This is a genomic window from Microbacterium sp. NPDC058342 (assembly GCF_042723935.1).
Lineage (GTDB): Bacteria > Actinomycetota > Actinomycetes > Actinomycetales > Microbacteriaceae > Microbacterium.
This window is the reverse complement of sequence record NZ_JBHXID010000001.1, coordinates 1,623,623-1,636,482: the sequence shown is the minus strand read 5'-3', so window position 1 is coordinate 1,636,482 and position 12,860 is coordinate 1,623,623. Positions and strand designations below refer to the sequence as shown.

The following is a 12,860-nucleotide window of genomic DNA, read 5'->3' as shown; positions in this document are numbered from 1 at the left end:
ACCAGACCGTTCGATCCGAAAGACATCCATGCTCCGCATCGCCGTACCGAACAAGGGCTCGCTCTCCGAGACCGCCGCCGAGATGCTCGCGGAGGCCGGCTACGCCGGCCGTCGCGACTCCAAGACCCTGCACGTCATCGACGCCGACAATGACGTCGAGTTCTTCTTCCTGCGTCCGCGCGACATCGCCACCTACGTCGCCTCCGGGGCCCTCGACGTGGGCATCACCGGCCGAGACCTGCTGCGGGATGTCCGCCAGGAGGACGCTCGTGAGATCGAGAGTCTCGGCTTCGCCCGCTCCACCTTCCGCTTCGCAGGCCCTCCCGGCAGATACAGCACCGTCGAGGAGCTGAACGGTGTGCGCGTCGCCTCGGCGTACCCCGGCCTCGTAGACGACTTCCTGCGCGAACGTGGCGTCGAGGCGGTGCTGGTGCCGCTGGACGGCGCGGTCGAATCCGCCGTGCGTCTGGGCGTCGCCGACGTGATCGCCGACGTCGTCGAGACCGGCACGACGCTGCGACAGGCGGGTCTGGAGATCTTCGGCCCGGTGATCATCGAGTCCGAGGCCGTGCTGATCAGTCGTCCGGGCGATGCCGACGGCACCGACACCCTGTTGCGCAGGCTCCGCGGTGTGATGGTGGCGCGCCAGTACGTGCTGCTGGACTACGACCTGCCGGAAGAGCTGGTCGACCAGGCGGTGAGGATCTCTCCCGGCCGCGAGTCCGCGACGATCTCGCCGTTGCGCGACGCCGGGTGGGTCGCGGTTCGCGTGATGATCCCGCGCCGCGGCATGAACCGGGTGATGGACGAGCTGTACGCCCTCGGCGCCCGCGCCATCCTCGTCACCGCGATTCACGCGGCGAGGCTGTGATGTCCATCGCGGCCCGTGTGATCCCGTGCCTCGACGTCGCCGCAGGACGCGTCGTCAAGGGTGTGAACTTCAAGGACCTGCGCGACATGGGCGACCCCGTGGAGCTCGCCGCGCATTACGCGGCACAGGGCGCGGATGAGATCACCTTCCTGGACGTCACCGCCACCGTCGACGCGCGCGCGACCACCTACGACGTCGTGCAGCGCACGGCCGAGCAGGTCTTCGTGCCACTCACCGTCGGCGGGGGAGTGCGCAGCGTCGAGGACGTCGCGAGGCTCCTCTCCGTCGGTGCGGACAAGGTGGGCGTGAACTCCGCCGCCATCGCCCGGCCCGAGCTCATCGACGAGATCGCCGACAGGTTCGGCGCCCAGGTGCTCGTGCTCTCCCTGGATGTCAAGCGCTCGCCGGCCGCGCTTTCCGGCTTCGTCGTCACGACCCACGGAGGTCGCACCGAGACCTCGCTCGACGCGCTGGACTGGGCGCGTGAGGCGATCGAGCGGGGTGCGGGCGAACTGCTCGTGAACTCGATCGACGCCGACGGCACCAAGGACGGGTTCGATCTCGAGCTCGTACGGCTCATGCGCGAGGTCGCCGCGGTGCCCGTGATCGCCTCCGGCGGCGCCGGCTCGGCGGAGCACTTCGCCCCGGCGATCGCAGCGGGGGCGGATGCCGTGCTCGCCGCGAGCGTCTTCCACAGCGGCCAGCTGACGGTGGGCGACGTCAAGAAGTCCCTGACCGCGGCGGGGGTGGTCGTGCGATGACCGGCGCCGACAGCAGAGCCTCCGGCGTCGAGTCGGACATCGCCCGTGTCGCCTGGAACGACGACGGGCTCGCTCCCGTCGTCGTCCAGCAGTTCGACACCCGCGAGGTGCTCATGCTCGCCTGGATGGACGCAGAGGCGCTGAGGCGCACGCTGACCGGCGGGCGAGCCGTGTACTGGTCCCGCTCCCGTCAGGAGTACTGGCGCAAAGGCGACACCTCGGGCAACACCCAGAAGGTGCACGGCGTCGCGGTCGACTGCGACGGCGACACCATCCTGCTCCGCGTGGACCAGCACGGCCCCGCCTGCCACACCGGCACGCGCACCTGCTTCGACGACCGCGACCTCGCACTGGTCGCGGCGGGGGAGGACTGACGATGCTTCGCCGTCCCCGTGTCATCGCGGTCCTGGGCTTCCTGCTCGCCGGTGCGATCGGCATCGTCTCGTCGACCCAGACGTGGATCTCCGTGTCGATGACGGACGCGGGCGACCCGCTGCTGGTGGCCGGTGCCGATGCCGTGTCGCTGCTCGCCCCGCTCTCGCTCGCGGTGCTGGCGCTCGGCGCCGCGCTGTCGATCGCCGGTCGCGTGCTGCGGTACGTGATCGGGGCCCTCGGCGCCATCGCGGCGGGAGTGCTGATCACGAGCACACTGCCGGTCGTGACCGCCCCGCCGATCTCCGCGGTCGCGGCGGCCCTGACCGACGCGACCGGCATCAGCGGCGATCGGACGCTCGCGTCGATCGTCACCGCGCTCGATCCCACCGCCTGGCCCGTCACAGCACTGATCACCTGGGGCGTACTCGCTGCGGCATCCGTGTTCACGCTCGCGACCGCGCACCGCTGGCGCGCGGGCGGACGCCGCTACCGGCAGGGCGGCGACGCGCGCGGCTCGGAGGGCGGACCGCTGGACGCGGTCGACTCCTGGGACGACCTGTCGCACGGCACGGACCCCACCGGACCATCCCGATAGACTGAAGACACCGTCGACCCTCCCGGAGGAGAACATGACCAACCCGATCGCCGATCCCGGACACGGACACTCGCCTGCGGCCTGGACCGCCGTGGTGATCATGCTCATCGGCTTCGCCGTCGGCACCGTCTTCTTCTGCATCGAGCAGCCCGTCGGCGTCTGGATCTCCGCCGTGATCGTCGTCGTCGGCGCGATCGCGGGATGGGTGCTCGCCCGGGCCGGCTGGGGTGTGAAGGGCCCGAAGTACGCACCGAAGGGTCACTGATGGTCCTCGCCGACCTCACGGCCGGCGCTGTCGCGGATGCCGAGCGGCGCGCGCTCACGAAGCCGCTGGCCGATGTGGAGCGCGCTGCGCTGGCACGCCCCGCCGCCCGGGATGCGATCGCCGCGCTGGCGCCGTCGGACTGCGTCCGGATCATCGCCGAGGTGAAGCGCGCGAGCCCGTCGCGCGGCGCCCTCGCCGACATCCCGGATCCCGCGCTCCAGGCCTCGCTGTACGAACAGGGCGGCGCGTCCGCGATCAGCGTGCTGACCGAGGAGCGCCGGTTCGGAGGCAGCCTCGCCGACCTGGAAGCGGTCACCGCGCGTGTGAACCTGCCCGTGCTGCGCAAGGACTTCATCGCCACGCCCTACCAGGTGCTCGAAGCGCGCGCCGCGGGCGCCGACCTCGCGCTGCTCATCGTCGCGGGTCTGCCGCGCGCCGTGCTGAGCGAGCTCTACGCGCTGATCCGCGAACTCGGGATGACGCCGCTCGTCGAGACCCATTCCGCCGAGGAGCTCGAGATCGCCATCGACCTCGGAGCCGAGCTGATCGGCGTCAACGCCCGCAACCTCCAGACCCTCGAGCTGGACCGCGACCTCTTTGCGCGCCTTTCCGATCGCATTCCGGACTCGGCGATCAGGATCGCCGAGTCCGCGGTGCTGAAGCCCGACGACGTCACGAGCTACCGCGAAGCCGGCGCCGACGTCGTCCTCATCGGCGAGGCGCTCGTCACCGGCGACCCGGTCGCCACTCTGCACGCGTTCCTGGCGGCCGGCGACCAGCCGGTGCGCGGTCGGAAGGAGATCGACACGTGAGTCTGCGCGACCAGCACGGCCCGTCCTTCGGCGAGTTCGGCGGCAGGTACATGCCGGAATCGCTGATCGCCGCGATCGACGAGCTCACCGCCGCTTACGAGGACGCGATCGCCGATCCCGCGTTCCGCGCGGAGCTCGCGACTCTCCTGCACTCCTATGCGGGGCGGCCGTCGCCGATCACGGAGGTCCCGCGGTTCGCGGAGCACGCGGGAGGCGCACGCGTGTTCCTCAAGCGGGAGGATCTCAACCACACCGGCTCCCACAAGATCAACAACGTCCTCGGGCAGGCGCTGCTCACCAGACGCCTGGGCAAGACCCGGGTCATCGCCGAGACCGGGGCGGGCCAGCACGGCGTCGCGACCGCGACGGCGGCGGCGCTGTTCGGCCTCGAGTGCACGATCTACATGGGCGAGGTCGACACCGAGCGTCAGGCGCTGAACGTCGCACGCATGCGCCTGCTCGGCGCAGAGGTCGTCGCGGTCAAGACCGGCTCCCGCACGCTCAAGGATGCCATCAACGACGCGTACCGCGACTGGGTCGCCACGGTCGAGACGACCAACTACATCTTCGGGACCGCCGCAGGTCCCCATCCGTTCCCGGCGATGGTGCGCGACTTCCAGAAGATCATCGGCGAGGAGGCTCGTGAGCAGCTGCTCGGCGAGGCCGGGCGGCTTCCGGATGCCGTGATCGCGTGCGTCGGAGGCGGCTCGAACGCCATCGGCATGTTCGACGCCTTCCTGGACGACGAGACCGTGAAGCTCTACGGTGTCGAAGCGGCGGGCGACGGTGTGGACACGCCGCGCCATGCGGCCTCCATCGAGCGCGGCCGGCCCGGCGTGCTGCACGGGGCCAAGACGTACGTCCTGCAGGACGAGGACGGGCAGACGGTCGAGTCGCACTCGATCTCCGCCGGACTCGACTACCCCGGTGTTGGACCCGAGCATGCCTGGCTCTCCGACATCGGCCGCGCCGCGTACATCCCCGCCACGGATGACGAGGCGATGCAGGCGCTTCGCCTCCTCAGCCGCACAGAGGGCATCATCCCTGCCATCGAGTCGGCGCACGCACTGGCCGGAGCACTGCGGATCGGACGGGAGCTCGGCCCCGAAGGCGTCATCGCCGTGTGCCTTTCGGGACGCGGCGACAAGGACATGGACACGGCGGCGCGCTACTTCGAGCTGTACGACGAGGAGGACGCGCCGTGAGCCGTGTCGAGGATGCCATCCGCCGGGCGCATGCCGAGGGCCGGGGCGCGTTCGTCGGGTATCTTCCCGTCGGCTACCCCGACCTGCAGACCAGCATCGACGCGGCGCTGACGCTGGCGCGCAACGGCGTGGACGTGATCGAGATCGGCCCGCCCTACTCGGATCCCGTGATGGACGGCGAGGTCATCCAGCAGGCGACCCAGCAGGCGCTCGCGAACGGCTACCGCACGCGGGATCTGTTCACGGCCGTGCAGGCGATCTCCTCCCAGACCGACGTCCCGGTCGTCGTGATGACGTACTGGAACCCTGTGATGCAGTACGGCATCGACCGCTATGCCGACGATCTGCTCGCCGCGGGCGGCGCCGGGCTCATCACCCCGGACATCACGCCCGAAGCGGCGGGGGAGTGGATCGCCGCGAGCCGGCGCACGGGACTCGACCGGGTCTTCCTCGCCGCCCCCACCTCCACGGATGAGCGCCTCGACCTCGTCATCTCCTCGTCCACCGGTTTCGTGTACACCGTGTCCACCATGGGGATCACGGGGGAGAGGGCCGCGCTGGACCGCGCCGCCCGCACCCTCGTGGAGCGGATGCGGGCACGCGGTGCGGGATCCGCGTGCGTTGGCATCGGCATCTCGAACGCCGAGCAGATAGCCGGTGTCGTGGAGTACGCCGACGGCGCGATCGTCGGCACCGCCCTCGTCAAGGCGCTGCGCGACGGCGGCCTCGACGCCCTCGCCGCAACCACTCGTGCACTCGCCGCCGGAACGCCGTCGGCTCGATTCGTGACAGGAAACTAGACTCTCTCTCATGTCCTCCGCGCTTCACAGCACCTTCACGAGCGTGCTCACCAGCATCCCGAGCCCTCCGTCCAACGGCTTCGACATCGGCACCGTCCCGATCCGCTACTACGCGCTGTGCATCATCGCGGGGATCATCGCCGCCACCTTCATCACGAACCACCGTCTGACCAGGCGCGGCGCGGAGAAGTGGGTCGTCATCGACATCGCGATCCTCGCGGTGCCGCTCGCGATCATCGGCGCTCGCATCTTCCACGTGCTCACGCACCCGAACTTCTACTTCGGCCCGGGCCGCAACACCTGGAACCCCTTCGAGCCGGGCTCCGTGTGGGCGATCTGGGAGGGCGGCATCGCCATCTTCGGTGCGCTTCTCGGTGGTGCAGTGGGCGCCTGGCTCGGATGCCGGTGGACGGGCATCCGGTTCTGGACGTTCGCCGACGCCCTCGCGCCCGGTCTCCTGCTGGCGCAGGCCATGGGACGCTTCGGCAACTGGTTCAACCACGAACTGTTCGGTCTGCCGACCGACCTGCCGTGGGGCCTGGAGATCGAGTCCAGCAACCCCGCCTTCCCTCCCGGACTTCCCGAGGGCACGCTCTTCCACCCGACGTTCCTCTACGAGGTGGTCTGGAACGGTCTGGGAGTCCTCGTCCTGCTGTGGCTCGGCCGCACAATGCGCCTGCAGTGGGGCAAGCTGTTCGCCATCTATCTGATCTGGTACGGCGCAGGACGCATCGTCTGGGAGTCGATCCGCATCGATCCGAGCGAGGTGATCCTCGGACTGCGCAGCAACGTGTGGGCGGCGATCATCGGCGTGATCGTCGGCATCGTCATCCTCATCGTCCAGACGCGTCGTCACACCGGGGTCGAGCCGTCGCCCTACATGGTGGGCCGAGAGCGTGCGGACGCCGTTGTACAATCGCAGGACGATTCGAACGACTACGTCGACCTGAGCGAGCCTCCGGCCGACGAGATCGACGCAGAAGCCCCCGCCACAAGCACGGCTTCCTAGAGCGGGGCGCCACCCGAGCCACCCCGCGACCCTTCACACTGAACGAGCGGGCCAGCGCTGTCCCCGGTTTCAATCCCGACATTGAGGACGGTGACTGGTGTACTTCCAGCCTCCCTACGGCGCCTCCGGCGCCTACCCCCCGAAGCAGGGGATGTACAACCCCGCCCACGAGAAGGATGCCTGCGGCCTGGCCATGGTCGCGACACTCCGCGGGGAACCCGGCCATGACATCATCGCGCTGGCGCTCGAGGCGCTGCGCAACCTGGAACACCGCGGTGCGATCGGCTCTGACGCCGGCACCGGCGATGGCGCCGGCATCCTGACCCAGATGCCGGATGCGTTCCTCCGTTCGGTCACTGATTTCGATCTTCCCCCTCTCGGCGAGTACGCCGCGGGCCTCGCGTTCCTCCCCCGGGAGTCGAGCGCACGCCGCGAGCAGAAGGCCGGCATCGAGCGCATCGCCGCTGAAGAGGGGCTCGCTGTACTCGGCTGGCGCGTGGTTCCGACCGCGAACGAGAACCTCGGCAAGCTCGCCGACGAGGCACGACCCGCGTTCGAGCAGCTGTTCGTCTCACGCCCCGGCGCCATCGGCGCGGGCGCCCCCTCCGGCCTCGCCCTCGACCGCATCGCCTACCGGCTGCGCAAGCGCGCGGGGCACGAGCTCGGTGCGTACTTCGTCTCGCTGTCCGCCCGCACGCTCGGTTACAAGGGCATGGTCACCACGCTGCAGCTCGAGCCGTTCTACCCCGACCTTCAGGACGAGCGTTTCGCCTCCGAGCTCGCCGTCGTGCACTCGCGCTACTCCACGAACACGTTCCCGTCCTGGCCGCTCGCACAGCCGCTGCGCATGCTCGCGCACAACGGCGAGATCAACACCGTCGGCGGCAACCGCAACTGGATGCGCGCGCGGCAGTCCCAGCTCGAGTCCGAGCTGCTCGGCGACATGGCGCCGCTTCTGCCGATCTGCACCGAGGGCGCAAGCGACTCCGCCTCCTTCGACGAGGTGCTCGAACTGCTCACCCTCACCGGCCGCAGCCTGCCGCACGCCGTGATGATGATGGTGCCCGCGGCCTGGGAGAAGCAGGCCGAGCTGGACCCCGACCTGCGGGCGTTCTACGAGTATCACGCGAACCAGATGGAGCCGTGGGATGGCCCCGCCGCGCTGATCTTCACCGACGGCACCCAGGTCGGCGCGACCCTCGACCGCAACGGCCTGCGGCCGGGGCGTTGGACGGAGACCACCGACGGACTCGTCGTGATCGGCAGCGAGACCGGAGTGCTCGAGTTCGAGCCCGGGCGGATCAAGCGGCGCGGCCGTCTTCAGCCGGGGCGGATGTTCCTCGTCGACACCGCACAGGGCCGCATCGTCGAGGACGAGGAGATCAAGCACGATCTCGCTGCGATGCACCCGTGGCAGCAGTGGCTCGACCAGGGCGCCGTGCGCCTGGAGGACCTCCCGGAGCGGGAGCACATCGTGCATCCCGAGGCGTCGATAACCCGCCGCCAGCGCACCTTCGGGTACACCGAGGAAGAGGTGCGCATCCTGCTGACCCCGATGGGCCAGAACGGCGCGGAGCCGCTGGGCGCCATGGGCAGCGACACGCCGATCGCGGTGCTCAGCGATCGCCCGCGGCTGATCTTCGACTACTTCGTCCAGCAGTTCGCACAGGTGACCAATCCGCCGCTGGATGCCATCCGCGAAGAGGTCGTCACGAGCCTGCGCCTGGGGCTGGGGCCGGAGCGCAACCTGCTCTCCTGGGGGCCGGATCACGCCAGGACCGTGAGCCTGGACTTCCCGGTGATCGACAACGATGAACTGGCGAAGATCCGTCACATCGAGAAGGCGCTGCCCGGGCGCTCCAGTGCCACCATCCGGGGGCTCTATCACTTCGACGCCGGCCCGCACACGCTGCAGGAGCGGCTCACCGAGATGTGCGCCGAAGTCGACGCGGCCATCGAACGCGGCGCCGAGCTGCTGATCCTCTCGGATCGCGATTCCAACAAGGACCTCGTCCCCATCCCCTCGCTGCTCATGGTGGCGGCCGTGCATCACCACCTGATCCGCCGCGAGGACCGCATGAAGGTGGGCCTCATCGTCGAAGCGGGCGACGTGCGGGAAGTCCACCATGTCGCGACCCTGATCGGCTATGGCGCCTCGGCGGTCAACCCGTACCTCGCGATGGAGACCGTGGAGCACCTCGTGCGCACCGGCTACATCACCGGGCTCTCTCCCGAGAAGGCCGTGCGCAACCTGATCCGAGCCCTCGGCAAGGGCGTGCTGAAGATCATGTCGAAGATGGGCATCTCCACGGTGTCGTCCTACGCGGGCGCTCAGGTCTTCGAGGCGATCGGCCTGAGCCAGGAGCTCGTCGACGCCTACTTCACCGGAACCGAGACCAAGCTCGGCGGCATCGGCATCGAGGACCTCTTCGCCGAGAATCAGGCGCGGCACGACTTCGCCTACCCGGAGGACGGCGCCGCCCGGGCGCACGAACGGCTCTGGACCGGCGGAGAGTACCAGTGGCGCCGCGACGGATCACCGCACCTGTTCAACCCCGACACGGTGTTCCGCCTGCAGCATGCCACGCGCACCCGCCGCTACGACATCTTCCGCGAGTACACCGCACTGGTCGACGACCAGGCCCGGGATCTCAAGACCCTGCGCGGCCTGTTCGAGCTGCGCGTGGGAGAGCGCCCCGCGGTGCCGCTGGACGAGGTCGAGCCCGTCAGCGCCATCGTCAAGCGCTTCTCGACCGGCGCGATGAGCTACGGCTCCATCTCGAAGGAGGCGCACGAGACCCTGGCGATCGCCATGAACCGGCTCGGCGCCAAGTCGAACACGGGCGAGGGCGGGGAGGACCCGGATCGCCTGGTCGACCCCGAGCGCCGCAGCGCCATCAAGCAGGTCGCGTCCGGTCGCTTCGGCGTCACGAGCCAGTACCTCACGGAGGCCGACGACCTGCAGATCAAGCTCGCGCAGGGCGCCAAGCCCGGGGAGGGGGGTCAGCTGCCCCCGCAGAAGGTGTACCCGTGGGTCGCCCGCACCCGGCACGCGACACCCGGAGTGGGCCTGATCTCGCCGCCGCCGCACCACGACATCTACTCGATCGAGGATCTCAAGCAGCTGATCTTCGATCTCAAGCGTGCGAACCCAACGGCGCGCATCCACACCAAGCTGGTCAGCCAGTCGGGGATCGGAGCCGTCGCCGCGGGTGTTGCGAAGGCGCTCAGCGATGTCGTGCTCGTCTCCGGCCACGACGGCGGCACGGGGGCGAGCCCCCTCAACTCGCTGAAGCACGCCGGCACGCCGTGGGAGCTGGGCCTCGCCGAGACGCAGCAGACGCTCATGCTCAACGGCATGCGCGACCGCGTCGTGGTGCAGGTGGACGGTCAGCTCAAGACCGGCCGCGACGTGATCATCGGCGCGCTGCTCGGCGCCGAGGAGTTCGGCTTCGCGACCGCCCCTCTCGTGGTGAGCGGCTGCATCATGATGCGCGTGTGCCACCTCGACACCTGCCCCGTGGGCGTCGCGACGCAGAACCCGCTGCTGCGGCAGCGCTTCACCGGCAAGCCGGAGTTCGTCGTGAACTTCATGGAGTTCATCGCCGAAGAGGTGCGCGAGATCCTCGCCGCGCTGGGCTACCGCTCCCTGGACGAGATCATCGGTCGCAGCGAGCTCCTGCGCACAGACGCCGCGGTGCGGCACTGGAAGACCGAGGGGCTGGATCTGACGCCGATCCTGGACGGCCCGCTGTTCCCGGCGGGAGAGCCGCGCAAGAGCGCACGGCCGCAGGACCACGAGCTGCACAAGCACTTCGACACGACCCTCATCGCGCTCTCCGGCGATGCGCTGGACGACGGCGATCCGGTGCGGATCGATCTGCCGATCCGCAACACCGAACGCGCCGTCGGCACCATGCTCGGCCATCACGTCACGGCCAAGTACGGCGCTGCCGGGCTGCCGAGGGAGACGATCGACGTCACTCTGCGCGGAACCGCCGGGCAGTCACTCGGCGCCTTCCTGCCCGCCGGGATCACCCTGCGTCTGGAGGGCGATGCCAACGATTACGTCGGCAAGGGCCTGTCCGGAGGCGACATCGTGATCCGGCCCTCGCGCGATGCCGCGTTCGAGCCGCACCGCAACGTCATCGCGGGCAACGTGATCGGCTACGGAGCCACGGGCGGCACGATGTTCATCTCCGGGGTGGTGGGGGAGAGGTTCCTCGTGCGCAACTCCGGTGCGACCGCGGTCGTCGAGGGAGTCGGCGACCACGCCCTGGAGTACATGACGGGCGGCATGGCCGTGATCCTCGGTGAGACCGGCCGCAACCTCGGAGCGGGGATGTCGGGCGGCGTCGCGTACGTGAAGGGCCTGCGCGAGGCGCAGGTCAACGCCGACGCGCTCTCGACCGGAGAGCTGAGCCTGGGCGCCCTCGACGAGCAGGACCTGGAAGCGCTGCGTCACCTGCTGACGGAGCACCTGGAGCGGACCGGATCGCCGCTGGCGGCCGAGCTGCTCGGCGACCAGGACTCCCTGCGCGTCACTTTCGTCAAGGTGCTGCCGCGCGACTACGCCGCGGTGCAGGACATCCGCCGTCAGGCGGAGACCGCCGGGGAGGATCCCGACGGCGAGAGTATCTGGACCCGGATCCTGGAGGTGACCGGTGGCTGACCCGAAGGGCTTCCTGAAGACGACCGAGCGCGAGCTCCCCGCCCGCCGGCCGGTCCCCGTGCGGATCATGGACTGGAAAGAGGTCTACGAGCCGGGGGACCGCACCGTGCTGCGCCGCCAGGCGAGCCGTTGCATGGACTGCGGGGTGCCGTTCTGCCATTCCGGCTGCCCGCTGGGGAACCTCATCCCGGAGTGGAACGATCTCACGTGGCGGGATGAGGGCCGCGCGGCCATCGACCGGCTGCACTCGACCAACAACTTCCCGGAGTTCACCGGCCGCCTCTGCCCCGCTCCGTGCGAGAGCGCCTGCGTGCTGGGGATCAACCAGCCCGCCGTGACGATCAAGCAGATCGAGGTCTCGATCATCGACGAGGCGATGGAGAAGGGCTGGGTCGAGCCGCGCCCGGCGGAGCGGCTGACGGGCAAGACCGTCGCCGTGGTCGGCTCGGGGCCCGCCGGCCTCGCTGCCGCCCAGCAGCTCACGCGAGCGGGGCACACGGTCGTCGTGTTCGAGCGGGACGACCGCATCGGCGGACTGCTGCGCTACGGCATCCCCGACTTCAAGATGGAGAAGCGCCACCTGGACGCGCGCCTACGCCAGATGGAGGACGAGGGCACGCGGTTCCGTGCTGGGGTGGAGATCGGCACGGACATCACCTGGAGCGACCTGCGCGCCCGGTACGACGCGGTTCTCCTGGCCACGGGAGCCACAGTGCCGCGCGACCTGCCGATCCCCGGCCGCGACCTGCCCGGTGTGCACTTCGCCATGGACTACCTCGTGCAGTCCAACCATGCCGTCGCGGGCGACCGGGTAGCCGATCAGATCACGGCGTCCGGCAAGCACGTCGTCGTGATCGGCGGCGGCGACACCGGAGCCGACTGCATCGGCACGGCGCACCGGCAGGGCGCCCGCAGCGTGACCAACCTCGCCATCGGACGCCGTCCCGGCACCGAACGCGCCGAGCACCAGCCGTGGCCCACCCAGCCGACGCTGTTCGAGGTGCAGTCCGCACACGAGGAGGGCGGTGAGCGCAGCTATCTCGCGTCCACCGTGGAGTTCCTCGCGGATGACTCCGGTGCGCTGCGAGCCGTGCGCGTCGCCGAAACGGCCTTCGTCGACGGTCGCCGGGTGCCGCAGAGCGGCACGGAGCGTGAGATCCCGGCGGATCTGGTGCTCATCGCGATGGGCTTCACCGGGCCCGAGAACGAGCTGCTCGGCGACGCGGAGGCCCCGGCCGTCACCGACCGCGGCGTGTTCCGGCGCAGTGCTCGCTATGCGTCCTCGGAGCCGGGCGTGTATGTCGCGGGCGACGCCGGACGCGGGCAGTCGCTGATCGTCTGGGCCATCGCGGAGGGCCGCGCGGCGGCATCCGCGATCGATCACGATCTGATGGGCGCCACGGTGCTGCCGGCGCCCGTGAGCGCAACGGATGTCGCACTCAGCGTCCTGCCCGCGTAGGCTGAGCGCGGCATCCTCGCCACCTCCCCTTCCACC

The 12,860-nt window shown here is 69.9% G+C and carries 11 protein-coding genes; all 11 read left to right on the top strand.

Translation table 11 applies throughout. The annotated features are described in order from the left end of the window. Nucleotides 1–28 precede the first annotated feature (28 nt). The 11 genes from hisG (at nucleotide 29) to ACFWHT_RS07530 (ending at nucleotide 12,824) form a co-directional block, all read left to right on the top strand. Nucleotides 29–871 (top strand): ATP phosphoribosyltransferase, encoded by an 843-nt coding sequence (gene hisG / locus ACFWHT_RS07580; RefSeq protein ID WP_378826966.1) that lies wholly within the window; start codon nucleotides 29–31, stop codon nucleotides 869–871. Beyond that, nucleotides 871–1,632 (top strand): imidazole glycerol phosphate synthase subunit HisF, encoded by a 762-nt coding sequence (gene hisF, locus ACFWHT_RS07575; RefSeq protein ID WP_378826964.1) that lies wholly within the window; start codon nucleotides 871–873, stop codon nucleotides 1,630–1,632. Before hisG ends, hisF begins: the two co-directional genes overlap by 1 nt. Further along, nucleotides 1,629–2,006: a phosphoribosyl-AMP cyclohydrolase gene (hisI, locus tag ACFWHT_RS07570; RefSeq protein ID WP_378826962.1), complete on the top strand. Its 378-nt coding sequence runs from the start codon at nucleotides 1,629–1,631 to the stop codon at nucleotides 2,004–2,006. The genes hisF and hisI overlap by 4 nt, the downstream gene beginning before the upstream one ends. 2 nt (nucleotides 2,007–2,008) lie before the next feature. Next, nucleotides 2,009–2,602 (top strand): Trp biosynthesis-associated membrane protein, encoded by a 594-nt coding sequence (locus tag ACFWHT_RS07565; RefSeq protein ID WP_378826959.1) that lies wholly within the window; start codon nucleotides 2,009–2,011, stop codon nucleotides 2,600–2,602. A gap of 34 nt (nucleotides 2,603–2,636) precedes the next feature. Then, on the top strand, nucleotides 2,637–2,867 hold the full coding sequence (locus ACFWHT_RS07560; protein ID WP_378826957.1) for an HGxxPAAW family protein: 231 nt from the start codon (nucleotides 2,637–2,639) through the stop codon (nucleotides 2,865–2,867). Beyond that, on the top strand, nucleotides 2,867–3,679 hold the full coding sequence (trpC, locus tag ACFWHT_RS07555; RefSeq protein WP_378826955.1) for an indole-3-glycerol phosphate synthase TrpC: 813 nt from the start codon (nucleotides 2,867–2,869) through the stop codon (nucleotides 3,677–3,679). The genes ACFWHT_RS07560 and trpC overlap by 1 nt, the downstream gene beginning before the upstream one ends. Beyond that, a complete protein-coding gene (trpB, locus tag ACFWHT_RS07550; protein ID WP_378826953.1) occupies nucleotides 3,676–4,884 on the top strand; it encodes a tryptophan synthase subunit beta in 1,209 nt (402 codons plus the stop codon). The genes trpC and trpB overlap by 4 nt, the downstream gene beginning before the upstream one ends. Then, nucleotides 4,881–5,684 (top strand): tryptophan synthase subunit alpha, encoded by an 804-nt coding sequence (gene trpA, locus ACFWHT_RS07545; RefSeq protein WP_378826951.1) that lies wholly within the window; start codon nucleotides 4,881–4,883, stop codon nucleotides 5,682–5,684. Before trpB ends, trpA begins: the two co-directional genes overlap by 4 nt. A 10-nt stretch (nucleotides 5,685–5,694) precedes the next feature. After that, complete coding sequence (gene lgt / locus ACFWHT_RS07540; RefSeq protein ID WP_378826949.1) at nucleotides 5,695–6,693, top strand: prolipoprotein diacylglyceryl transferase; 999 nt, start codon at nucleotides 5,695–5,697, stop codon at nucleotides 6,691–6,693. 151 nt (nucleotides 6,694–6,844) lie between these two features. Beyond that, nucleotides 6,845–11,365, top strand: coding sequence for a glutamate synthase large subunit (gene gltB / locus ACFWHT_RS07535; RefSeq protein WP_378827947.1), 4,521 nt, complete (start codon nucleotides 6,845–6,847; stop codon nucleotides 11,363–11,365). Further along, a complete protein-coding gene (locus ACFWHT_RS07530) occupies nucleotides 11,358–12,824 on the top strand; it encodes a glutamate synthase subunit beta (protein ID WP_378826947.1) in 1,467 nt (488 codons plus the stop codon). The genes gltB and ACFWHT_RS07530 overlap by 8 nt, the downstream gene beginning before the upstream one ends. Nucleotides 12,825–12,860 lie beyond the last annotated feature (36 nt).